The 22,690-nt window shown below is 47.8% G+C and carries 23 protein-coding genes and 1 pseudogene; 6 read left to right on the top strand and 18 right to left on the bottom strand.

Annotation, left to right across the window (positions count from 1 at the left end; translation table 11 throughout):
- Positions 1–103: 103 nt before the first annotated feature.
- The 10 genes from CRG97_RS31710 to CRG97_RS31755 all read right to left on the bottom strand — a co-directional run bounded on the left by CRG97_RS31710 (position 104) and on the right by CRG97_RS31755 (position 12,225).
- Positions 104–835: an ATP-binding cassette domain-containing protein gene (locus tag CRG97_RS31710; protein WP_237566631.1), complete on the bottom strand. Its 732-nt coding sequence runs from the start codon at positions 833–835 to the stop codon at positions 104–106.
- A 136-nt stretch (positions 836–971) separates the two neighbouring features.
- On the bottom strand, positions 972–3,383 hold the full coding sequence (locus CRG97_RS31715; RefSeq protein WP_098749446.1) for a hypothetical protein: 2,412 nt from the start codon (positions 3,381–3,383) through the stop codon (positions 972–974).
- Positions 3,384–3,425: 42 nt separating this feature from the next.
- Positions 3,426–4,658, bottom strand: a complete 1,233-nt coding sequence (locus CRG97_RS31720) for a hypothetical protein (protein ID WP_098749447.1) — start codon at positions 4,656–4,658, stop codon at positions 3,426–3,428.
- A 983-nt stretch (positions 4,659–5,641) separates the two neighbouring features.
- Positions 5,642–6,127: a DinB family protein gene (locus CRG97_RS31725; protein ID WP_098749448.1), complete on the bottom strand. Its 486-nt coding sequence runs from the start codon at positions 6,125–6,127 to the stop codon at positions 5,642–5,644.
- 137 nt (positions 6,128–6,264) lie between these two features.
- Positions 6,265–6,666, bottom strand: coding sequence for a hypothetical protein (locus tag CRG97_RS31730; RefSeq protein WP_237566632.1), 402 nt, complete (start codon positions 6,664–6,666; stop codon positions 6,265–6,267).
- Positions 6,667–6,786: 120 nt separating this feature from the next.
- Entirely contained in the window at positions 6,787–8,019 is a 1,233-nt protein-coding gene (locus tag CRG97_RS31735; RefSeq protein ID WP_098749450.1) for an MFS transporter, read from the bottom strand.
- Entirely contained in the window at positions 8,012–8,440 is a 429-nt protein-coding gene (locus CRG97_RS31740; protein ID WP_098749451.1) for a MarR family winged helix-turn-helix transcriptional regulator, read from the bottom strand. The genes CRG97_RS31735 and CRG97_RS31740 overlap by 8 nt, the downstream gene beginning before the upstream one ends.
- A 271-nt stretch (positions 8,441–8,711) precedes the next feature.
- Complete coding sequence (locus CRG97_RS31745) at positions 8,712–10,046, bottom strand: D-arabinono-1,4-lactone oxidase (protein ID WP_098749452.1); 1,335 nt, start codon at positions 10,044–10,046, stop codon at positions 8,712–8,714.
- On the bottom strand, positions 10,043–11,230 hold the full coding sequence (locus CRG97_RS31750) for an amino acid deaminase/aldolase (RefSeq protein WP_098749453.1): 1,188 nt from the start codon (positions 11,228–11,230) through the stop codon (positions 10,043–10,045). Before CRG97_RS31750 ends, CRG97_RS31745 begins: the two co-directional genes overlap by 4 nt.
- Before the next feature lie 221 nt (positions 11,231–11,451).
- On the bottom strand, positions 11,452–12,225 hold the full coding sequence (locus CRG97_RS31755; RefSeq protein ID WP_098749454.1) for an HAD-IIB family hydrolase: 774 nt from the start codon (positions 12,223–12,225) through the stop codon (positions 11,452–11,454).
- A 101-nt stretch (positions 12,226–12,326) separates the two neighbouring features.
- Between CRG97_RS31755 and CRG97_RS31760 the strand changes: the two genes are divergently transcribed.
- From CRG97_RS31760 to CRG97_RS31770, 3 genes are all read left to right on the top strand, one after another.
- Positions 12,327–13,025: a Crp/Fnr family transcriptional regulator gene (locus CRG97_RS31760; protein WP_098749455.1), complete on the top strand. Its 699-nt coding sequence runs from the start codon at positions 12,327–12,329 to the stop codon at positions 13,023–13,025.
- 81 nt (positions 13,026–13,106) lie between these two features.
- Positions 13,107–13,595 carry an RNA polymerase sigma factor gene (locus tag CRG97_RS31765; RefSeq protein WP_098749456.1) on the top strand — a complete coding sequence of 163 codons (489 nt, stop codon included), beginning with the start codon at positions 13,107–13,109 and terminating at the stop codon, positions 13,593–13,595.
- Entirely contained in the window at positions 13,592–14,326 is a 735-nt protein-coding gene (locus tag CRG97_RS31770) for a zf-HC2 domain-containing protein (protein ID WP_098749457.1), read from the top strand. The genes CRG97_RS31765 and CRG97_RS31770 overlap by 4 nt, the downstream gene beginning before the upstream one ends.
- 19 nt (positions 14,327–14,345) lie before the next feature.
- Here the strand turns inward: CRG97_RS31770 and CRG97_RS31775 are convergent, their stop codons facing one another.
- The 5 genes from CRG97_RS31775 to CRG97_RS31795 all read right to left on the bottom strand — a co-directional run bounded on the left by CRG97_RS31775 (position 14,346) and on the right by CRG97_RS31795 (position 17,698).
- The gene (locus CRG97_RS31775; RefSeq protein ID WP_237566633.1) at positions 14,346–14,780 is read right to left on the bottom strand and encodes a hypothetical protein; all 435 of its coding nucleotides are present in this window, start codon (positions 14,778–14,780) and stop codon (positions 14,346–14,348) included.
- A gap of 94 nt (positions 14,781–14,874) precedes the next feature.
- Positions 14,875–15,936 carry an LLM class flavin-dependent oxidoreductase gene (locus CRG97_RS31780; protein ID WP_098749458.1) on the bottom strand — a complete coding sequence of 354 codons (1,062 nt, stop codon included), beginning with the start codon at positions 15,934–15,936 and terminating at the stop codon, positions 14,875–14,877.
- Between the two features lie 264 nt (positions 15,937–16,200).
- The gene (locus tag CRG97_RS31785; RefSeq protein ID WP_098749459.1) at positions 16,201–16,710 is read right to left on the bottom strand and encodes an SRPBCC domain-containing protein; all 510 of its coding nucleotides are present in this window, start codon (positions 16,708–16,710) and stop codon (positions 16,201–16,203) included.
- 25 nt (positions 16,711–16,735) lie between these two features.
- A complete protein-coding gene (locus CRG97_RS31790; protein ID WP_098749460.1) occupies positions 16,736–17,071 on the bottom strand; it encodes an ArsR/SmtB family transcription factor in 336 nt (111 codons plus the stop codon).
- 270 nt (positions 17,072–17,341) lie between these two features.
- Positions 17,342–17,698 (bottom strand): nucleotide excision repair endonuclease, encoded by a 357-nt coding sequence (locus CRG97_RS31795; RefSeq protein WP_098749461.1) that lies wholly within the window; start codon positions 17,696–17,698, stop codon positions 17,342–17,344.
- Positions 17,699–17,859: 161 nt separating this feature from the next.
- On the opposite strand from CRG97_RS31795, the gene CRG97_RS31800 reads away from it, so the two are divergent.
- Both CRG97_RS31800 and CRG97_RS31810 read left to right on the top strand, forming a co-directional pair.
- Entirely contained in the window at positions 17,860–18,171 is a 312-nt protein-coding gene (locus CRG97_RS31800) for a hypothetical protein (RefSeq protein ID WP_098749462.1), read from the top strand.
- 670 nt (positions 18,172–18,841) lie between these two features.
- Positions 18,842–20,047, top strand: a complete 1,206-nt coding sequence (locus tag CRG97_RS31810) for an MFS transporter (protein ID WP_098749464.1) — start codon at positions 18,842–18,844, stop codon at positions 20,045–20,047.
- A 122-nt stretch (positions 20,048–20,169) separates the two neighbouring features.
- Here CRG97_RS31810 and greA read toward each other — a convergent pair.
- A pseudogene (gene greA / locus CRG97_RS31815) lies at positions 20,170–20,645 on the bottom strand (transcription elongation factor GreA).
- 93 nt (positions 20,646–20,738) lie between these two features.
- Here greA and CRG97_RS31820 point away from each other — a divergent pair.
- A complete protein-coding gene (locus CRG97_RS31820; protein WP_153047521.1) occupies positions 20,739–20,933 on the top strand; it encodes a hypothetical protein in 195 nt (64 codons plus the stop codon).
- A gap of 134 nt (positions 20,934–21,067) precedes the next feature.
- Here the strand turns inward: CRG97_RS31820 and CRG97_RS31825 are convergent, their stop codons facing one another.
- Together CRG97_RS31825 and CRG97_RS31830 are read right to left on the bottom strand one after the other, a co-directional pair.
- Positions 21,068–22,237 carry a mannitol-1-phosphate 5-dehydrogenase gene (locus tag CRG97_RS31825; protein WP_098749466.1) on the bottom strand — a complete coding sequence of 390 codons (1,170 nt, stop codon included), beginning with the start codon at positions 22,235–22,237 and terminating at the stop codon, positions 21,068–21,070.
- Complete coding sequence (locus CRG97_RS31830) at positions 22,234–22,674, bottom strand: PTS mannitol transporter subunit IIA (protein WP_071220559.1); 441 nt, start codon at positions 22,672–22,674, stop codon at positions 22,234–22,236. Before CRG97_RS31830 ends, CRG97_RS31825 begins: the two co-directional genes overlap by 4 nt.
- Positions 22,675–22,690: the final 16 nt, after the last annotated feature.

The raw sequence follows: 22,690 nt of genomic DNA on the forward strand, positions 1-22,690 counted from the left end.
ATCTAAATAAGCAATATTAAAACAGTTTCGGTTTAGCCCGAAACTGTTTTTTATTTTTTCCATACTTCAATTCATATTATTTTATGTGTTTTTAGAAACAACCCTACTGAAAATAACTAAGATACACATCTTCTAAGTTGGGCTTCACGGTTCTAAAGTTCATTTTATTTTGTGGTTTATCATCAACAATTCTTACCCATATACCATCCGCATCACTTGTGATGTTGCTTACTTTATAACGTGACTGTATTTCGGGAAGCTCAGATTCAGATATTAGAACCTCATGAACATTCCCCTCCATCTTCGCCAGGATGTTCGCAGGCTTGTCTTTCACAATGAGACAACCATCCTTCATAAGCAGTACTTCCTTGGAGATATACTCAATATCTGAGACCACATGTGTGGCAATGATAACGATCTTGTTCATTGCAATGGTGGATATGAAATTGCGAATACGAATACGCTCTTTCGGGTCAAGTCCTGCTGTAGGCTCATCCAATATAAGCAGTTCAGGGTCGTTAAGCAGCGCCTGTGCAATCAGGATACGCTGTTTCATTCCTCCTGAATACGTACCTAACTTCCGATCAGCAGCCTTTGACAAGTTTACGACTGAAAGAAGCTCATCTATTTTTTCCCTCGCTTTAGCCGTAGGCAGCCCTTTCAGTGCAGCCATGTACCAGAGAAAACGTCTTCCTGTAAAGTCCTGATAGATACCCTGCTGCTGGGGCATGTAACCTAATATTTCTCTGTACGACCTACCCATGCGGGAAATGTTCTGTCCCCGATATAGAATTTCTCCCTCATCCGGTTTTAACTGATCCGTAATCAGATTCATAAGCGTTGACTTTCCCGCTCCATTCGGACCAAGTATTCCATAAATGCCAGACGTCAATTCAGCATATAGTTACGAAGAGCGGTTGTCTTGCCTTTATTGTAGCGCTTTGTTACGTTGTTAATAGACAGCTCCATACTTATCCTCCCCTTTTAGAGAAGCTGTTACTGAAATGCCATGCTCCCCATCCAGCCGCAGTACCTATAACGATCAGTGCCCCGAAATAAATACTCACTCCCACGGTATAAGAAATCGACTCAAATCCTTGTTCGAGTAGAAATAATCGATTAAATGAATAATTACCGATTGTCGTAAACCCTATATACTGGAGACTTAATGGCAGAACAATAACAGCGGTCGAAGTCAACAGCATAAAGGCTTGCTTTTGAACCAGTACAGCGAGGAACAGAATAACATGGACCATGACAATAACACCTAAGGTTTGCAGAAAACCTGTCACAATGACATAACCAAGAATACTGATTGGCCACTCCACATGTCCCAGAATTTCGATACTTTGCACAGCCGAAGACCAATCGAATGCCGGGTATTGTACCAGAACATTGTAAAATTTGGGGATCTGAAGGGTGAAAAAAGTCAGGACTGCATAGATACAAGCAATCGAATACTTCGAAGCAAACAAACTCCATCTGCCTTTAGAAGTACTTCTTAACACCTTCACCATATCATTCTTATAATCAATGGAGAACAAAGGACCTAGCCCCGCAATTAACAAGAGCGCATACATTAAACCATCCACCAGATTATCCTGCTGACGATTAAATAATGCATCACTGGATATAACATTAACGAAACTGCCCGTGATCCCTCGTTCCTCACGTAATTGGAGTAAATAATCCCTTTGCTCTTCAACGTAAAGAAATGATTTTTCTTGTTTCGCAAATGTCTCAAGATTGTTCTGTTCTTGATTATAAGCAGGTAGATCAATTTCCCCAGATTTATATCGTTCTTTCCAATAGGCTAATTGGTCAGGCAGCGTAGTAAACTTCTCCCTTTCTTCACGTAAGAAGGCAAGCTTGTCTTCAGTCAGCTTCCCGTTTAACTGTGATAGGTAGAGATTATACACCGATGCATCCATATCAAACTGACGCTCTTTCGTTTCAATGTTTTGATAGGAAATGATACACACCAATATTAATATGAACAGCGACTTACCCGTAATTAAAAACTTATAGAGCTCATGCTGGAAAAGTGAATTGCTTCGTCTGAGCCTAAACAAATAGGCTCTTAATTTCATATACCACTGCATTCCCATCTTTCGAGTAGTGTTATTCATATGATATACAAACAACCACATACTTAGGGCAGGCAGTATAAGCAGGAGAGAGCCGCCAACATAAAAGGTCAGTATATCTTTACTGATCGGATAACCTAGCACATTTATATTGCGGTAATCCGCGAGAAGATTAAATGTATCATAGAAGGCGATAACATTCATATATTTCAACACATTAATGTAAGAATTCGGATGAATGAGCGAATAACAAATGTAGCTAAAGCCCAAGAGTGCCGCCAAAACGATGAATATCCGCGAAGTTTGACGAAGAAATAGAAATATAGCCGCTAGAAGCCAAGCCATAACCAGATTAACTGCTATTTTTAAGAGCAAATAGGCCATTATGTATCGACCTGCGGTCATGGGATGAATCGCTCTCCCAAATGATTCCATGGATTGAATATACCTGCCTGGATCACCAAACCCATATAACCGTTCACTGAGCAATAAGATTGAACCATAGAACATGATGGATAGCAGTACAGTCAACATGCCAAGAACGGTCAGCTTAGCGCTAATGGTTCGAAATTTTCCATTACGTGTACTCCGTATAAGCGGAGTTAAACCTTCTTCCCGTTCCAGAAGAAACATAATCGAACAAAGTAAAAATAACAGCAGCACCATAAATAAATCCGTTGATCCCGATCTCGTTCCCGTTGTTAAGCCTTCTTCAAGCCCAAGCTTCCACGGCAAGCTCTGAAGGGGTCTGAAATCCTCAACCGTTTTCAGAATGTTACGATAGGAGAAAGAATCTTTATTGTGAAAAATGGAAGCTGACAACATCTCGTCTGCACGTTGTTTCATATCATCCATTTCTTTTACAAACTGATCATGACTCTCATACTGATCTCTTATCAAATTGATTATGTACATGTCTCGTCTAAGAAGCTCTTCCTCATTTACATAGGGACTTTCCTTGTACTGCTTGTAAGCCTCTGGATGATCATTCTTGGCATCCTCGATTAACTGCTTCCAGAAGCTGTCTTGTAAATCGCCTTTTTCATGAGCAAACCGGTAGTATAGAGTTAACAATTCTTCCTGTTTAACAGCTAACGCCTTACCCTCTTCTGGCGGTAAGGCGTTGTATTCGTTCTCCAACTTGATATAGTCATCTCGATATTGGATTAATAAATCTTGTTCTTTGTGCTGTGTGTTATAATATAAGAATCCATTGATGAATAATAAGAGGATGGTCAAAACCATAAATATTCGTTTTTTCCATACCTTGAATAGTTCATACCCCATTAATTTCATGAATATCTCTCCATATGAATTCTCTCATAAATCATCGTCTTTTTATTTTACCTGTGTCATTGAATTCGACTTTTTATTTTTGTCTTCAATCAGCGGGTCGAATTTTGCTTTTCCCGATTCAATAAGACTTTTATCTAGAATCATATAACCTGTATTCTCATAGTCTTCATACCGAAGGAACATATATTTTTCATCTCCAGGTATAGTGAAGTTCATTGTTTTCGGCAGATCCGTTAGGTTAACTCGATGAATGAGCTCATTATCTTTATAAATTGCCATATCATAAGGAGCTCCTTCTGGCAAATCCTTAGCATATGCAAACAAGGGACGAAAATAAGAATATAAGTTATCTTTGTAAAATACAGATAAAGTTAGCGGGTCATCAAGTTTAAGCAGATTAATTTGCTCACCTCTTAGATTAGAGGTATACACCTCCCGATTTCTTTCATCCTCTATAATTCCGTAATAGTATGAAAAGTATAAATTTTGACCATTTATGTCTTGCAGGAAAGTGGATCCTCCGTCATCTTTACGATCTGCTACGGTAGTGACTTCTCTTGTCTCCAGGTCATATCTTAGGATTTCGTAGCCCTTATCAGTCCATGAATTTAGATATAACTGTTGACCATAGGGGACTATATCCGTGATGTTGACACCTAAACCTGTTCTTTCATAGATAACCTCTTCTTTATGTTTCCCTTCCATTTGCGATCTTACAACTTTTGTGGTTTGTACATTATCTTTGTCAGCGCTCATCATACTATAATACATATACCCACGATGTATCGCTACGTGATTAGGCCGGCTACCAAATATCTTGAATGTTTTACGATTCTTCCCATCCGGATCCATTCTAGATAATTTCCACACCGTATTAAACTTAGAAGGTTCATTGTTTTTTTTCCAATAGCTTTCTAATACGTACAACTTAGAATCATAGTACTGTATAAGCGCTGGGGTATCCCCGGCCTCTGTTTGAATAAAAGCATAACAATTCGAACTATCTGGCTTATTCATACATCGATGATCGGGACGATTATCAAGTAAAACAGGATTTTTACTGTCCTTATCCATATAATAAATTAAATTTTTATCCACGAAATAATAACCTTTTTCTGAATCTGTCATCAAAAGTCCATGTCCTTGTATTCGAAAATTCAGCGGGTAGTCCCATCTTTCGTGAAAGTTATCGTCATCTGGGTATTCGGAATTTGTGCAGCCAGTAGCAACAATTAAAAAGAGTAAAGTTAACCAAGTTATAAAATTTTTTTTCATTTTTCCCCTTTCTAACATCTAATGGAGGATTAAATGCCTTGGAAAAGGATCTTAATTAATCCATTTACCAAGGCACTGAAGATTGGTTCTTCTACTATAAAATTTTACGGATAAACGACTGTTTTTACTTCCTGCTGATACCCCCAAGAGTTAACTCCATTACTTGCTTTATGCGTTCCCTCTCCCCTGATTGCTCGTGTAGGAGCTACCCCCGAAGAAGCTTTTGCAGTTACACCAACATGCCCAGAATTCGTTGAAGTCGCACTTTGTGGGGAACCTATAGATCCAAAGTAGTAATAGTAAGTAGCATTAGCAGTTACGGAACAATTCGATGCTTGACATGTAGTTGTGGCGGTAGCACTATCAACACCAAGACTCACGCTACCACTTGTAGGTGTATATTGATCCAAGGAACCTGATACGGAAGAAGCTGCTAAAGCACTTCCAGAAAGGACCAACGTTCCAAGTAATACAGAAGATAAAACTGTTAGCTTTTTAATTTTTTTAAATTCACTTTTATCCCTCCAATTATTAGTTTTTTATTCTACTTGGGGTAATTTTAGTCCGGCCGGAACTATAATATTGGATATCAATCCAATTACACACAACACTATTCAAAATTTCAACTAAAAATATAATATATTCATTTTATGATAGAATAGACATTATTAGGCTCTTCGCTCTACTGGGTCAAGTATGCAAACATGCGAAAAAGTCAAATTGGCGGTACGACATCCTTTTTTTATTTAGAATTTTTTTGAATTGATGTAAAAACATTAGTTCAATATATTAAACAACTTAAACAGGTAATTAGTTACAGAAAAAATCCACATCGGAGGTTCAATCCACATGTGCAGTGCTGAACTGGCCCGCGGAAAGCTTGCACCTAAAAAAGGAGCTCCCTAAGGTGTTTCCACCCTGGTTGCCCCTTCGCCATGTGTATGCCAAACATATCGGCAGATCTTGACATCCCCTAGCCTGGACTACCATTCCAGCGCTCTGCAACTCTTCTGCAGCTTCCGAATATACACAATCTGGCCGATATGATAGGCATTGTGCATGGTGGCATTGCTTATGATCTCCCACCACTTGGCCGGCTCCGGAAATCCGTTCACTTCCTGCTCAAGCTTGGTCTCTGACAGCAGTTCCTGCCACTGCAATAAGACCGCTATCAATCGGTCTCTCAACTCTGCAAAGGTCGCGTGATCCGGAATGATGAAGCTTAAATGATTGTCCCCAATAGAGGGCACGGCATCTATCCGCGATTCACGGTACCTGGACTGCCACGTTTCATTCCAATACAGTAGATGCTGTATGATCTCAACAATGCTATGACTTTCGTTGGCAGGTGTCCAGAACGCTTCATCCTCGGTCAAATGGTCCACAGATTGCTGGAACGGGATATGCCAGCTGGGATCATTCGCATTCGCTAACATTTGATTCATTAGAACATCATTTGCATGCGCCATGGGTCATTCACTCCTTCATGCGCCCGGTAATGAGCAGCATCACAAATCATGACTAATTTTACTATAGGATGAAGTCCTGTGATTCGCAGAAAATGATTAAAATTATTCTTTCTCGGCTAATCATGCCCGCATAGGATCTACCTCACATGGAACAAGTCCAAATCATACTGCGCTGTTGGCGTATCATTCTTGAAACGCAGCTCGATCTTCTCCCCGCTTCCCTTGCACAGGCCCACCGTAATCTCAAAATAGCTTGCCCCATGCATCGCATCAACAGGACTTGCGTGATGCTCTTCCTCCCTCATCGTTGTCCGCTCGTTGATCGATAGAATCCGTTCGCAGCCAAAAGAAGGATAAGTCTCGTGATATATATCCTGAAGTGACGATCGGATAACCGGGTATAGCTGCTGCAGCATGGCTTTCTCGAGCTGCTGCTCTCTAGACTTCTCTTGTGGCCGTGCGTAGACTGCACTTCCTACCGGGTCGAAGATGAGGAGGCCGCTTAGAAGCAGCAGACAGAAGGTTAATTTTGGCTTCACGTGCATTCACCTTTTTCGTTTTTCTGCTTAGGATTTCCTATTGGAAGCTTATATAGTCCTCCTTGCATTTTCGTTCATGCATACCAAAAAAGACTGCCCCAGCGGCAGTCTTACATGACTTTAAATCTTTGATAAATGCACGACAGCATGTCCGTCGTTCCCGTCTTTTTGCTTTTTCCCAACTAAGAAGTGATACAGCACAATACCCGCAGCGAGCAGGACTGCCATCGCAATGTACATGCCCCGGAAGCCGACAAGCGATGTCAGGAAACCAAGTATAAAGGGCCCGAACCCGATGCCCACGTCCACAAATATATAAAAGGTCGACGTCGCAAGTCCAATCCGGTGAGCCGGAGAACGCTTGATGGCAAGGGCCTGGGAGCTGGACTGCGTCGTACCGTAGCCCAGACCGACAAATACGGCCGAGAGCAGCAAGGTCAGACCGTGGTGGGCTTGACTGAGCAGCACCATGCCGATCGCAAATGAAAGTATCGCAGGGTACATCACCACGTTGGCCCCTCTTTGGTCAAACCACCGACCCGTGAACGGTCTCGACAGAATGACCACAATAGCGTAGACAATAAAGAAATAACTGGCTATTTCGGTCAAACTGATCTGTCCGGCAAAGATCATGAGGTACGTTAGAATGCTGGAATATCCGAAACCCATGACGAAGCTAACCAGCGAAATCGGTAATGCTTTCGGTTCAATAAAGTTGGATAGTTTCAATCCTTGCAGATCCTTCTTTTGCTCAGCGGTCAACACCAGCTTCGGTATGTTCATAAAGAATGCGGACAGCAAAGAGAGAACACCCAGTACCGCGCACAGCGTGAAGTTGGCCATCATCGAAGCATGTTCGTTAATCATCAGACCAATAAAAGGGCCAATAGCCGATGCGATAATGATACTTACTCCATAATAACCCGTACCTTCACCCCTTCTGGAGTTCGGAATCAGGCTGGCTGCAATCGTTCCTGTAGCCGTTGAAGCGAGTGCGAAGGCTATGCCGTGGAAGAACCGGACAATGAGCAGCACGCTCAGGCTGTTCACGATGAAATATAAGCCGATAAGAACGCTAAAGGCGATCAGACCGGTAAAAAGAAGTTTTTTGCGCCCGACCCTCTCAATGATGCTGCCTCCAATCAACCGTCCAATCAATGCGCCCACGACAAAAATGCTGGAAGCCAAGCCAGCCATTCCTGTTGATGCATGAAATTCATTCTTCGCATACGAGGACATAATGACAACTAATAAATAAAAACATAAAAAGAGCAGGAAATTGACGCCAAACACAATCAAAAAATCCTTGCTCCACAATCGATCTCGCGAGTCTGCTTGCTCCAAGTTAATCACCTTTTCTAATAATGTTGTCTCTGACCGTCTCCATCACACGAATAACCGTGGCCTGTTCCTCAGCAGAGACACCTTCCATAATCTCCTGTTCATATTGGTCGAACACCTTACGGACTTGCTGGACAACGCTAACTCCCGTCTTGGATAGCTGAATGCGCTTCTCCCGTTTATCACGCACCGGAATTTGCTCCACATAGTCCAGCTTGATCAGCGCGTTCACGGTTCTGGTAACCGTGGGCTTCTCCACGTACAGCATTTTGGATAGCTCCACCAAGGTCATCGACTCATAAACATCCAGATAGTACATAATGGACCATTGGGCATAGTACAGGTTATAGTCTTCAAGCTTACGGTTCAGCTCATTGACGAAAGGGCGATGCAGCGTAAAATATTTATGGAAAAAATGTCTGTGGGCGTCCATTCGATACCTCCATCCAAAATGGTTACCTTGGGTAACTATTTATTGATTATAAAGAAGATCCTTTGCATTGTCCATCCCAATTGATTTCCAATTAAAATGCTAGCCGTTTTCGAATCAGCATAACGACGCTTATTCTCCCTGTCTCTGAAGTGATCTATTCGCTTCTTGCCGCTTCCGGGAGCGAACATCGGGCAACAAAAAAACGCCCTTGGGCGATGGAAGATAAGACAGCCATCTAAGGGCGATTTTATGTGAGTTGATTGAAAAGGGTCTAGCCAATATCACTGATCGAATCCGAAACAGGCCCGGATACATCGAACAGCCTGCCCATATAATCACTCAGCAGGATGCCATCCGGGTCCAGCTCTTCCCGAACCGCACGGAATGCTTCCCACATCGGATACAGCTCCTTCAATTGAGCAGCCTCGAGATTATGCATTTTTCCCCAATGCGGCCGGCCACCATACCGGAGGAAGATGTGCTCCATCGCATGGAAGTAATCTTCATACGGCATGCCTTTGTACATATGAATTGCAATATAAGCGGAATCCCGGCCATAAGCGGGGCTTAACCATATATCATCGCCCTTGGCATAGCGGCATTCCACAGGGAAATGCACATGATACTTACTACGGGACAGCTCTGCCCGCATCTCTTCAATAACCGCATTCATCGACTCTACCGGAATGTTATACTCCATTTCGTTGAAACGTACGAGCCGCTGGGTCGCAAACAGACGATGGCTGTAATTCACTTTACGCCCCAGCGGAACCTGTGACGCCGAGAAACGGCTGACATACGGACTTGCCTTCGGTACCTTGCGGCACAGCTCCGAGATTAGACCGAAAAGGGTATTCTCCACCAACACTTCACTGACATAATCCCTGATCCGATGTTCTGTCACTTCTTGATCCGTCCTATTCATCAGCTTGATCTGGCACGGCTCCGCATACGGGAACCAATAAAATTCGAAATGACGGTTCTCTTCCGCTAATTGAGCCTGCTGCTTCAAGCATTCGTCGAGGGTTACTCTCCTGCTTTCATATTCGATTTTGTACGCTGGCTCCAGCTTCAACGTCACTTGCACGATAATGCCGAGTGTACCCAAGGAAACCTGCAGCGCCTTGAACCCATCGGGGTGCGATTCCCTACTGCATTCCAGCACCTCGCCTGTGCCGGTCACCACCGTCAATCCAACAACTTGTGTTGATATATTCCCGAATGCCCGACCCGTGCCATGCGTCCCCGTACTAATGGCTCCTGCAATGGATTGCACATCAATATCGCCGAGGTTCTCTTGTGCCAGCCCATGCTGGAACAGCAGGTCGCCGAGCAGCTTCAGCTTCGTCCCCGCCCACACGGTGGCTATTCTGGCTTCAGCGTCGACATGGACCAGTCCCTGCATGGCGTCCAGGGAGACCAGGCAGTCCTCGGATGCTGCAATGGGAGTAAAAGAATGTCCTGAGCCGACCACTCGCAGCCGCCTGCCCTCCTGCCGGCACATCTGGACCATCTTCACCACTTCCGAAATGGATGCAGGATACAGCACCGTTCTTGGATTCGCTCGTACCGTCCCCGACCAATTGGACCATTGGACCTGCTTCATAGAAAACACTCCCCCATTCCACGGTAAGTGGCATATTCGGCCACGATGCGGCCTTGCGAAACCGCATACAGCACTTTGAACCGTTCGCACAGCTCGCCGGCCTTCGCATGGCGGAAGAACACTGGATCTCCCAGTCCGAGCTTCACATGGGCAGGCAAGCGCAGCGGCGTTTGCACCTCACCGGCGCCCTCAAGCGAGAACAGCTCCAGTCCTTCAGGTAAATAGGGCTTCGCCAGCTTATCCTTATCCGCTGTTCCCGATGCCGTGTATCCCCCGCCCATGCAGGTCACGATCCCTGCCCTCGGCATGCGCACCACCTCTATGGCATAAGCTGCTGCCGGCTTATAACGGAATGACGCATAATGGTCGAATAGCCCCGGCGCATAGAAGCCCGATCCGGCGGTGATCTCGGTTACCCACGCTTCCTTCCGGGAGCTGTCCAAACTTCCGGTTCCCCCTGCATTGACGAAGCGGAGCCGGATATCCATGGCGTTAAGCCGCTCCACGGCTTCCTGCCTCCGCTTGGCGGCCTCGACGATGGAGCGGCTCTTCAGCCACCGGACCATCGTATTCTTTATATGCTTGCCCGATGCGTTATCCCCGACGCCTGCCACCTGCGCCTCGTAACCCATGATGCCATCCAAGCGAAGCCAAGGGGAGCGGATAATCCGTTCTACAATGGGATACATGCTCTCCCACGAATGGACGGGCGATCGCCACACACCGAAGTGGAGGCCGGGATAATGTACCGACATATCCAGATCAATGCATAGCGGGATCACGGTACTCTGTTGTTTGGCGAACTGTTCGATGTGCTCGACATGCTCCACACTGTCCACCATTAAGGTAATCGAGCGGCCTTCGCTAACCAGATTCACGATGGACCGAACCGCTTCCGACTGCCACTGAGGATAGCCAAGCAGCAAATCATCGAAGCCTTGTTCTGCTAGAAATACGGCTTCCGCAGCGGTATAACACATGATCCCTTGAAACATGGGATCCGAATCCAGGATACGCTGCAGCACATCCACGGAGCGGATCGACTTGCTAGCCAGCCTTACCTTCTTGCCTCCTGCAGCCCGCGCAATCGCTCGTGCATTGTCATCCAGCATGTCCAGATCCACCAAGGCAAACGGCCTCGGGACTTCCGCGAATATCTCTTTATAGTACTCGTATGTCGACATCCCTCTATCAACACCTTCCCGTTTCCCCTCACGCCTATGCCACATGATATTCTCGAAGCCTGCGGATTATCCTTCTGCACACACCCATCCACACAAATAAAAAAAAGCCCAGCCGGTGGTTGGCTGGACGAATTTATCGTATAGGAAATATAGTGCGTCTTACGTTTCTTGAACCGTGAAGTATGTTGAAACTCTACATATCCCGAAGGAGCCTATCGGACCTACACACTTGTCGCAGCATACTGACGCCCGAGCACCTGCAGCCGTTCCGCAATCGCATGCTCGATATCGCGATCCAGCGGCAGTTGTTCCGAGGCGTAGGGTGCCAACAGCGGATGATCACCGATCATTACCGCGTGCAGCGCATGCTGAAACATCGTGATATCATTGGCATCGTTGCCAAAGGCAACATACTCGCCCTCCTTCACGCCCAACTGCTGAAGCCCGCTCCATTTATGTATCCCCTTAGGGCTGATATCCAGCACATTTTCCCCACCATGCACGTGAACAACGACATCCAGCTGTCTCAGCCTCTCCTCCACTTCCGCCATATCGTCCGAGGTCAGCATCAATATTTTCACAACCGAAGTCAGCTCCTGGAGCGCGACGTTCTTAGCCAGCTTGTGAGGATCCAAATTTAGCAGAATCGGATGATCCGCAGGACCTGTATAGGCATAGTCCCATTCTCCATCGATCAAATAGCTCACGTTATACGTTGTTAACAGCTGAAGAAGGCTCGGAAGCACCTCGCTATCAAAGCCCGCCGTGCAGACCCGCTTTCCCCCTGTCGTCGCCATCGAACCGTTGCCTCCGATCATCGGGTAGTGATGAACACGCTCATGAAGGACGGGAAGCAAGTCGCGAATCGGCCGGGCGGAAGCAAAAATAACCTCATGCCCTTGCGCCACCAGCTCCTCCAATGCCTTTAACAACTCGTCCGAAACCGGCTGCCCTTTAAAACAGATCGTTCCGTCCAGATCGAATACAAATTTCATGCCCATGTCCTCCTGTATCTTCTCATTGCTCTTATCATAGCAGTTGATCGTATAATGAGAAGGACATTTGTCCAGGAGAGAAAGGAGCAACGAAAAGACCCATGAAACTACTTCATGATGCACCCTTGCTGAGAGCCAAGCTCGAGCAATTTCAATTCGAGAGCATGCTGGATCTGAGCAAGCCTGTGCCTTTTACATTGCAGCAATATGAGCCTGGCGAGATCATTCTGCATGAAGGCTTCGCCATGAATTCCCTTTTGTTCCTCGTGCAAGGAAAGATCAAGGTGACCTCCAGCATCGAAACCGGTAAATCGCTTCTTCTGCGCTTTGGCCATCCTTTTTCCATCATCGGGGATATTGAATTGATTCGAAGCGTCCCGGTCCAATCCCAGATTGAAGCCGTTAACGAATGCCTGTTCATCGGGCTGTCCTTTGACTATATTAAGCAACATGAAATGACGAACGCTCGCTTTACATCCACCTTACTGGATCACCTGAGCTATAAACTTCAGACCTGCACGACCGCTTCTCGCGTCAATCTGTTGGCATCGGTGGAGAACCGGTTTGCCAGCTATCTCATGTCCACCCTGTCGCCGGGATCCAATCCTTCCTTTGGGATGGAGCTGAAGACCGACCATATCGGGGAGATTGCCAGCTTGCTTGGTACCACGCACCGACACTTGAACCGGGTGATGTTTGCCTTCGCCCAAAAGGGGATTCTGGAGCGGAACGGACAGACCATCCTCATTCTGGACTGGGACGCCATGGAGGCGGCATCGAATGGGATCCGCTATGAGTAGATCGCCCGGCCGAAACTTTTTTTCTCAAGTTCTTGTAACGAATCGGCCATGGGCCGGTCATATAGGCAAGGAGGTGAATAGGTGACGGATTTGCACCAGATCTACCATCAGCACTTTCAAGACGTGTATCGGTTCCTGCTGTCGCTTAGCAGAGATGAGCATGTTGCGGAAGAACTCACACAGGAGACGTTTTTCAAAGCGCTGAAACATATCGATTCGTTCCAAGGTACGTGTAAACTAAGTGTCTGGCTTTGCCAAATCGCTAAACATACATACTTCTCCTACCTAGATAAGCAAAAGCGATATGAGCCGGCCCCGCAAGTCGAGCACAGCAGCGGTCTGGATATCGCATGGCAAACCGTCGATAAAGCAGAGGCTTTTCGAATCCACCAGATTCTGCACTTGATGGACGAGCCGTATAAAGAGGTGTTCACGCTGCGGGTGTTCGGGGAGTTGTCTTTTGGCGAAATCAGTCAGCTGTTCGAAAAAACCGAGAGCTGGGCAAGAGTCACATTCTTTCGAGCCAAGCAAAAAATTCAAAGCCTGTACAAGGAGGAGAACCGACCGTGAGCCGAGTTTCATGTAATATTATTCAGGATTTGCTGCCCTTGTACTATGATGATGTGTGCAGCACAGACACGAAGGCCCTGGTAGACGAGCATCTTGCAGATTGCCCGGATTGCCGGGAGGTGCTGAGCCATATGAGTTCCCCTATGTCCTTGCCGGCCCAAACAATCGAGCAAAACAAACAGGAGAGTGCCGGTTTGCAGCAAGTTGCCGCCCAGTGGTCACGGACCAAGTGGAATTCGTTTATCAAAGGTTTATGGATCACTTGCCTAGCAGTTGGACTCCTGTTCCTGGTATATGTGGGCCTGTTCAAATGGAACATTACCAGCGTGCCTACCCGCGTTATACAAGTATCCGATATCAGCCAGCTGAAGGATGGGCGCATTGTCTATCATGTGAAGATGACCGACGGCTACAATGTCAACCAAGCCAGCTATGATACGGATGAGGAAGGAAACTTCTATGTGACACCCAAGCGCCCCATCATCAAGTCGAAAAGGTTCGCGAATATGGGATTATCCAACATGTACTATTTCAATGATATTAAAGAGCGTGAGAAGAGCTTTGGCGAAGGCGTTCAGATCAAGGCCCTTTATCTGGGGACGCCGGATGACCGGATTCTCATCTGGCAACAAGGCATGGAGCTACCTCCGGCAAGCGAGTTCGTCGAGTTGCAGTTTATGAGTGATGAGAATGAAAACAAGAGACCGCCAGGGCAGCCATCTAGGCCCTGAAGCAGTCTCTTGTTGAACCTCAAACTGTCGTAACGGGTCTATGCAATAATCTCCACTCGATCCAAGCGTAGACCAAGCCGACCACCCCGAACAGAATAATCGCGGTGCTGACATGGAGCTCATATTCCTGTATGAATCGAGCAGCGTAGGATTCATAGAACAGGAAAGCCCCAGCCCCGGCCCACATCACGGCATACAGCAGAGCATACAGAATGAGGGAAGCTCTAACCCATCGAATCATGCCGATTAGCCACGATAACGGGAGCACGATCACCGGATATAGGATCGAGGATAAGAAGATCGGGATGATCACCAACACCAGACCCATATTACGAAGGCCGTAATATTCCGTTGTTGCAATCTTATAGCCTTCGATATACTCCAAGCCTACGATCGTACCGGTAAACATCCATATAAATACGAACCACAGCACAAAATATTTGGCAACCCGCAAGATGTACCCCACCTTGTCCGTTTATGTCATAAACGGTATGGACCGAAAAAAGGTTACGTTTAATTACATTTCATCTCAAAAATAGTGCTGCCAGCTACTCCGCAGGTTCACCAGCCGCTTCCCAGCGGTCGATTTCCTTGCGCACCCGAGGGGCGACTTCGGTTCCCAGCAGTTCAATGGCTCGCATGACTTCATCATGAGGCATCGTTCCCACCGGCACGTGCAGCATGAAGCGGGTAATGCCCACATGCTTGCGCAGGTGAATGATTTTTTGGGCGACCGTCTCCGGGTCTCCTACATAGAGCGCTCCTTCGAAGCTCCGAGCAGCATCGAAGCTCCCGCGGTCATAGTATCCCCAGCCCCGCTCCCGTCCCAATACATTCATGCTGGCTTGGGTGGATGGGAAGAACTTGTCCGCTGCCATCTCCGTATCTTCCGCAATAAATCCATGGGAATGCGAGCCGATCGGCAGCTTCGATACATCATGACCCGCATGCGCGGCAGCTTCTTTATATAGCTTAACCAGCGGTGCGAACTGCAGGGGACTCCCGCCGATAATCGCCAATACTAGCGGCAGACCAAGCAGACCTGCGCGCACGACCGATTCCGAATTGCCTCCGCTGCCAATCCACACCGGCAGCGGGTTCTGAACCGGCCGCGGATAGACGCCTAAGTTATGAATCGCCGGGCGATGCCCACCTTGCCAGGTTACTTTTTCCGACTCTCGGATTTTGAGCAGCAGCTCCAGCTTCTCCTCGAACAACTCATCATAATGGCTCAGATCATAGCCGAATAACGGGAACGATTCGATAAACGAACCTCTGCCTGCCATAATCTCGGCACGCCCATTCGAGATGGCATCCAAGGTGGCGAAATCCTGAAACACCCGCACCGGATCAGCGGAGGACAGCACCGTAACCGCACTCGTCAGCCGAATCCACTTCGTCTGGGAGGCAGCCGCGGCGAGCACAACCGCAGGCGAAGACGCCGCATAATCCTTACGGTGATGCTCACCTACCCCATACACATCCAATCCCACCTGATCAGCAAGGACGATTTCCTCAACAACCTCACGCAGCCGCTGCGCGTGGCTTATTACTTCGCCTGTCGTCACATCCGGCCAAGTCTCTACGAACGAGCTAACTCCAATCTCCATCATGATTTCCTCCTATTATGCTTTGCCGTGGGGCAGAACCGCAGGCAAAAGGTTATCGTTGTTTTATGCCTTCGGGCAGTCAACATCGTTATCAATTATTCAATTATCTTTATATTGAACTTTTAGTTTGAATTTTTCAAGTTACAAGTTAACTGATAACGTAAATCCGACAGGTCCATGGATGTGAGGAATTCAAAAATGGCCAGAATCCATGCGGATTCCAGCCATTCATGATATCGCTTAGTACTGATTATACAAGGAGGCTTATTGCTTCGCTGCCAAGTATTCCTCAAGTCGATCCCAGGTTTGGGTTATGCCCTCTTCCATGCCCATGTCCAGCACGGTTTTGAGAGCCTCCGGAGAATCGTACACTGCCCGGTTGATCAGCTTGGTTTTCCCATCCTGCTCCACAAAGGTCATCGTAGAGATCGGGGCAGGCATTCCCTCAGCAATGGCGCCTTCCGCATCGGAGAAATAATCGATAAGAACTATTGTCTCCGGCTCGTCGATCTCCTGGTACACCGATTTGCCCCATGATTCCATGCCGTAGAAATCCCCCTGATTCTTATCCAAACACTTCATGCAGTAATGCCATGAGCCGCCCGGACGGAAATCCATCTTGGATACGGTAACCTCCCATCCGCGAGGCCCCCACCACTGCTTCAGATGCTCTCCATCCGTAAACACCTTGAATACCAGCTCCCTAGGTGCGTTAAACACACGTTCCAATACAAGTACTTGCCCTTCAACCCGCGTAATCATTTGGTTTGTCATTATCAATTCCTCCTCATATTAGGTGTTAATCCTGTTTCTTACCTGTCCCTTCCGATTGCAGTTTCTCTAAGTAATTATCCAAGTTGTCGAAGCGCTCGTTCCATATGCTTCGGTAATTATGGAGCCAATGGTCCAGTTCTACAAACGGCTCCGACCGCAGCATGTAGTTCCGCCGGTTCGCCTCCGCCCTTACCTCCACCAGCCCGGCTTCCAGCAGCACCTTCAGATGCTTGGAGGCTTGTGGCTGCCGAATGTCAAGACGTTCAGCGATTTCCCCTACCGTTAAAGGCCCCTTCAGCAGGAGATCCACAATACGAAAACGATTCGGTTCGGCTAAAGCGCTAAATGTTGTTAGTTCCATCTTGTTGTGATGACGGATACAGACCCGCTGCTATAGCGTGTACGGTGATTGTCTGTTCTCTCTGTCCACGTCACCAACATCACCTCTTTTTTTGCTGATTTAATGTGTACCGTACTTCCTAATCATAATATACCACGATAGGAATATTCCTGTAAAGGAATATTAAAACAGAATTTTTGATTTCCTTTATCACAACACAAAAAAGCAATAAACGCGGGTCTTTACTCGGGCCACGTCTATTGCTTTTTGTCACTTTATCCTTCGTATTCCTTACTTAAAGAACACCTTGTCTATATTATATTTGGCCTTGAATTCATTAATGATATAGGTTTCATAGATCTCTCTATGAACGGCGTCTTCAATGATACAGACCTCGATTCGCGTAACCTCATCACGATGCTCCTTGATCGGAGAGACGCTATCTTCAAAATGCTTCTTGATCCGCGGTCTTAACTTTCTTGCTTTGCCAACAAACAGGAGTTCCTCCTTGCTGTTGTAGAACATGAAAATCCCGCCCCGATCTCTTGGAATCAGGTGGAAATCCGTAAATCCGTAAATATGGCTCAACTCCGGAGCAGCCTGCTTGGTAATGGTAACGTCCACCTTGGGAATGGTTATGTTGATCACGACTAACGCTCACTTCCTCAACTCATATATTGATCTAAATCGTATCACTAATCTGCTTATTTGCCCATGCGGGAAATTCAACAGCCCCTTAATCACCCTTCCCTGGGCATTTGCATAGGATGGGACTATGTATGACTAATTCACGATGGGGGTCTTTCCACATGAGCATTCAATATCCCGGACACCAGGAACAAACCTTATATCAAGCTGAACCCGGCATGAAGCACAGCATCAAATCGGTTCGCGATCATATTCACCATCTATGCAAGCAGCATGCGAATCAGCTGGTTCGCGTCGAAACGCTTGACGGCGATGTTTTTGAAGGAACTATCATGCACTGCGAGAAAGGGATTCTGTACTTGAGCATGCCCGGTTACGGAAACCAGCGCGGCTTCGGTCCCAGTTACTATAACAATGTCATCCTGCCACTTGTCCTCTTCGAATTGCTTGTCATCACCTTGCTTTACATCTAGAAGAAGGGCTCAGCTTACATTGTTATTTAGCAGCCTCCCGCGCACTACCAAACCTAATAACCCGATTAAGGAGTGAATCCATTATGGCATTTATGCCGCCGCAAGGACCCCAGGGACCGCAGCAAGGGCCCTCATCCCCGCCTCCAACATCTGTCCCCCAACAGCCTGTGGCCAGTACCTTCGCAGTTGATCCTGGGGCGATCAGGGGCTGTTTGTTCAGAAATACCTATATTTGGCCGACACATGGACCCGGCTTCTGGTTTTACCCGACTTTTGTTGGCCGCACCTCGGTTGCCGGCTTCCGATGGACGGGAAGAATGTGGGTATATTCAGGGCTTGACTTAAGAAGCATCGAGTCGTTCACCTGTTTCTGAACCCCTTAACTCGAAGGGATGGATCCACAAGGGGCCGATAGAGGACCCCAAAAATCCTCCCTCCCGGTCACGAGGAGAGTGCCCTCAGGGCGCTCTCAAGTCGTTACATAGCGGGCAAGCTCCCGTACTCCTAGTAGAATCATTACCTTATCAGCGTGTCCATTTTTCCAAAAAATAAAGTTCTTGATTATCAACCGTCAACGATAAATAATATGTAACAGTCCCTCTTTAAAACCAATAATGATGATTGGGATTATATCTTTAACAAACACAGCAGAAAGGTTGACTTGAACACCATGGATATATCGCAACACGCCACTGGGAAAAAAGGCGCCAAAGAGCCATTTCCCATCTCTATACTGTCTCTCACCGTTGGTGCTTTTGCCATTGGCATGACGGAGTTCGTCATCATGGGAATACTCCCTAATGTCGCGGATGATCTGAATGTCAGCATTGCATCGGCCGGGCAGCTGATTACGATGTACGCCCTCGGGGTAGCCGTAGGGGCCCCTATTCTAACCGTTCTAACCCACCAAATTCCACAAAAAAAGCTGCTCCTGCTGCTCATGGGCCTATTTATTCTGGGTAACGGCATTTCGGTTTTCGCTCCGAGCTATGCCGTTCTGATGGGTGCCCGCATGCTGACCGCGCTGACGCACGGTACTTTCTTCGGTGTGGGAGCCGTCATCGCTTCGAACCTGGTGCGACCGGACAAGCGTGCTGGGGCGGTGTCCATCATGATGGCCGGATTAACGATAGCCAATATCATTGGGGTTCCGATTGGCACCTTCATCGGCCAGACGATGGGCTGGCGTGCTTCATTCGCCGCGATTGCCGTTATGGGGGTGTTGGCATTGATCGGCATCCTGATCTTCATTCCGAAGCTACGGCAGGAACAAGCTTCAAGCATCGTTCAGCAAATTACGGCACTCATTAGACCACAACTCCTTCTCTTCCTGCTGATCGGGGCGCTTGGCAACGCCGGCCTGTTCGCCGTCTTCACTTATATTGCGCCGCTGCTGATTGAGATCACCGGCTTTGCCGAACCAAGCGTCACCTGGATTCTGATCCTGTTCGGTATCGGCGTAACCGCCGGTAATATCGTGGGCGGAAGGCTGGCCGACTGGAAGCTGCTGCCCTCCATTCTGGGCGTTTACTTTGCGACGGCCGTCATTCTTACCATTCTCACCGTGACCATCCATAACCCAATCACGGCCGTGCTGACCATCGTGCTGTGGGGAGCCGCCTCTTTCGCCGTTATGCCGGGCATGCAGGTGCGCGTGATGAGTCTGGCCCAATCCGCTCCAGCGCTAGCCTCCACGGCAACCCACTCTGCGGGCAATCTCGGAAACGCAGCGGGAGCCTTTATCGGAGGGTTGGTCATTACGCATCTAAGCTTAACAGCCCTGCCTTGGGTGGGTGCTGGACTGGTGGGACTCGCCTTCATTCTGGGAGCAGCCTGCTATATGTATGAGCGCAAAGCCGTAACGGCTAATGCTTAATCTGCTCCATTAGGTATGTAACTCTCACCTGCCATACGGGGTTGAACCATTAGAAAAGGCGTAACCGGACATCGTGCTTCCGGTTACGCCTTTTATTTATATATTCGTTGATCCTTCTGCGATTACAGAGCTTTGATCTCCAGCAGCTCATACTTGACGATACCCATCGGCGCTTCCACGTTGACTTGATCGCCAACCGCTTTGCCCATCAGTGCTTTGCCAAGCGGACTTTCGTAGGAGACTTTATTGTTCAATACGTCGGCTTCTGCCGGTCCTACTACCTGATATTCAAGCTTCTCTGCAAACTCGATGTCGTTCAGGACGACATTCGAACCAACATTCACCGTTTTCGAGCTTACATGCTTGGCGTCGACAATCCGGGCGTTGTTGAGTGTTTTTTCCAGGATGATGATGCGCGTTTCCATAAACGCTTGGTCGTTCTTGGCCGAGTGGTACTCGCTGTTCTCCTTCAATCACCATAGCTGATCGCGAGCTTGATCCGTTCCGCTAACTCTTTGCGTTTTACATACTTGAGGTCATCAAGTTCTTCCTGGAGTTTATCATAGCCCTCCTGGGTCAAGATCAGTTCTTCTGCCATGTTCATCACATCCACTTTTTAATTTCTTACTTCTAGTGTACTCTTTATTTCGAAAATAAGCGAAAACTTTCTGAAAATCGATGGATGGAATATTTGGAATTTAATGACAATTACGGGATTGCCGCTACCCAGATTGAACCACTTGGACAGCTATACATGAAGGATTATTTTGAACAAATCAGGATCGTTGTATACCCCGAGATAAATCAAGCCGAAAAGAAAATGTACATCGCTGCCCCGGCAACCACCTTAGAGGTAGCGAACCATATTCTGAAGAACACGGAATAAAAGAACCCGATCTCCTGCTTATGCACATAGCCCCTGATTTCTCCGCAAGGAGAACCAGGGGCTATATAAGATGATAGGATGTCAGGGCCTATCGGCACGTGTATCCACCTGCTATTGGATTCACTTCCAATACCTTACGAACTCGCTTCGATATCAGCCTTCAACGCTTCATACTGCTCCATCAGCTCACCCAGAATCGGATGCTCGCCGGCAATGCCGGTATACTGGGAAGCCGCGTCGCTTGCACCGATATCCCGGACCGATGCTTGCAGCTCCACGCTTTCCGGATCTTCCGGAACATCGAACATCAAAGCCGCTGCCATGGATTTCGCCAAGCTCTTATACGCAAGCCCGCTTTCGAATGCCAGCATGGCTGGCGACACCAGGCGGTCGCCCGGGGACAGCTTCCGGATCGGGGAGCGGCCTACGCGGGACACCTCATCGGTCAGCGCCGGATTGCGGAACCGCTCCAGGATGGTATCGATATAGGCTCCATGCTCGGTAGGATTGAAGCCGTGTTTATGCACAAGCGCAGCTCCCGTCTCCTCGAGCACAGCGCGGACATGACTCGCTACCTCTTCATCCTTCATGGCATCCTGGATGGTCTCGTAGCCTTTCAGAAAGCCTACATATGCTGCCGAGCAGTGTCCGGTGTTCACCGTGAACAACTTGCGTTCAATATACGGCTCCAGGCGATCCACATAGTGAATGCCTTCAACAGGGACATAGTCCTTAAACATCTGCGAGCGGTCCACCGCCCACTCATAGAACGGCTCCACCACGACCTTCAGACGGTCCTCATGCTGCTGCAGCGGCACAATCCGGTCTACGGCCGCATCCGGGAAAGCAACCCGCTGATCGGCCTTCTGCTTCGTCTCGTCATCAAGCTTCCCGTAGACTTGCTCTTTCAGCTGCGTACTGCCACCGATGGCATTCTCGCATGCAATAATATGAAGGGGTGCAGCAGACTCTGCTTGCAGCCGAAGCTTCAGCCCCTCGGCAATGGTGCCGGCGATGAACTTCAGAATGTTCACGCCTACCGCTGTGGTCACGAGATCCGCTTCCGCTACTGCACGTGCGGCAGCTTCAGGCTCCGAGGCGCTGTTAAGTGCCGTGATGCCTTTAACGATCGTGGTCTCCTGTCCTTCGCTGGCCAAGGTTACGGGATACTCCCCGCGTGCTTTCAGCTCCGATACCAACTCTTCGTTCACGTCGATAAAGCAAACCTCATAACCGGCTTGTGACAGCAAGAGACCTATAAATCCGCGCCCGATGTTGCCTGCTCCGAAATGGACTGCTTTCATGCACCCATTCCTCCTTCGAAGATCGCCAGAATCTCCTCTTCGCTGGAAGCGTTCATTACCTTCTCAATGCTCTCGTCATCCGTAAAGATCATGGCCACATTCGTCAGAATCTCCATGTGGTCACCACCGGCAGCCGCGATACCAATGACAATAAACGCCGGCTCATCTCCTCCGAAATCTACGCCTTCCGGGAAGCGGACGATGGACAATCCCGTGGAAATCACCATGCCTTTAGCCTCTTTAGTGCCGTGGGGAATCGCGAGTCCTCCGCCCATATAAGTGGACGCAATCTCTTCTCGTTCCAGCATTTTATCCACGTAATCCTCGGATACATGGCCTGCTTGCACAAGCAGATTCCCCGCCATGCGGATGGCTTCGCTCTTGCTATCAGCCTTTGCGTTCAGTACGACTTTATCTTTGGACAGTATGTTACTCATGTTGGTCTCCCTCTTT

Source organism: Paenibacillus sp. EZ-K15 (assembly GCF_002573715.1).
Taxonomy (GTDB): domain Bacteria; phylum Bacillota; class Bacilli; order Paenibacillales; family Paenibacillaceae; genus Paenibacillus_AQ.

Excerpts from the sequence above, each read along its gene's own strand:
- CRG97_RS31785 (WP_098749459.1), bottom strand. The coding sequence starts at position 16,710 with ATGACAAACCAAATGATTACGCGGGTTGAAGGGCAAGTACTTGTATTG.
- CRG97_RS31800 (WP_098749462.1), top strand. The coding sequence starts at position 17,860 with ATGAGCATTCAATATCCCGGACACCAGGAACAAACCTTATATCAAGCT.
- CRG97_RS31710 (WP_237566631.1), bottom strand. The coding sequence starts at position 835 with ATGAATCTGATTACGGATCAGTTAAAACCGGATGAGGGAGAAATTCTA.
- CRG97_RS31725 (WP_098749448.1), bottom strand. The coding sequence starts at position 6,127 with ATGGCGCATGCAAATGATGTTCTAATGAATCAAATGTTAGCGAATGCG.
- CRG97_RS31830 (WP_071220559.1), bottom strand. The coding sequence starts at position 22,674 with ATGAGTAACATACTGTCCAAAGATAAAGTCGTACTGAACGCAAAGGCT.
- CRG97_RS31745 (WP_098749452.1), bottom strand. The coding sequence starts at position 10,046 with ATGAAGCAGGTCCAATGGTCCAATTGGTCGGGGACGGTACGAGCGAAT.
- CRG97_RS31755 (WP_098749454.1), bottom strand. The coding sequence starts at position 12,225 with ATGAAATTTGTATTCGATCTGGACGGAACGATCTGTTTTAAAGGGCAG.
- CRG97_RS31780 (WP_098749458.1), bottom strand. The coding sequence starts at position 15,936 with ATGGAGATTGGAGTTAGCTCGTTCGTAGAGACTTGGCCGGATGTGACG.
- CRG97_RS31715 (WP_098749446.1), bottom strand. The coding sequence starts at position 3,383 with ATGAAATTAATGGGGTATGAACTATTCAAGGTATGGAAAAAACGAATA.
- CRG97_RS31810 (WP_098749464.1), top strand. The coding sequence starts at position 18,842 with ATGGATATATCGCAACACGCCACTGGGAAAAAAGGCGCCAAAGAGCCA.
- CRG97_RS31750 (WP_098749453.1), bottom strand. The coding sequence starts at position 11,230 with ATGTCGACATACGAGTACTATAAAGAGATATTCGCGGAAGTCCCGAGG.
- CRG97_RS31740 (WP_098749451.1), bottom strand. The coding sequence starts at position 8,440 with ATGGACGCCCACAGACATTTTTTCCATAAATATTTTACGCTGCATCGC.
- CRG97_RS31825 (WP_098749466.1), bottom strand. The coding sequence starts at position 22,237 with ATGAAAGCAGTCCATTTCGGAGCAGGCAACATCGGGCGCGGATTTATA.
- CRG97_RS31720 (WP_098749447.1), bottom strand. The coding sequence starts at position 4,658 with ATGAAAAAAAATTTTATAACTTGGTTAACTTTACTCTTTTTAATTGTT.
- CRG97_RS31790 (WP_098749460.1), bottom strand. The coding sequence starts at position 17,071 with ATGGAACTAACAACATTTAGCGCTTTAGCCGAACCGAATCGTTTTCGT.
- CRG97_RS31760 (WP_098749455.1), top strand. The coding sequence starts at position 12,327 with ATGAAACTACTTCATGATGCACCCTTGCTGAGAGCCAAGCTCGAGCAA.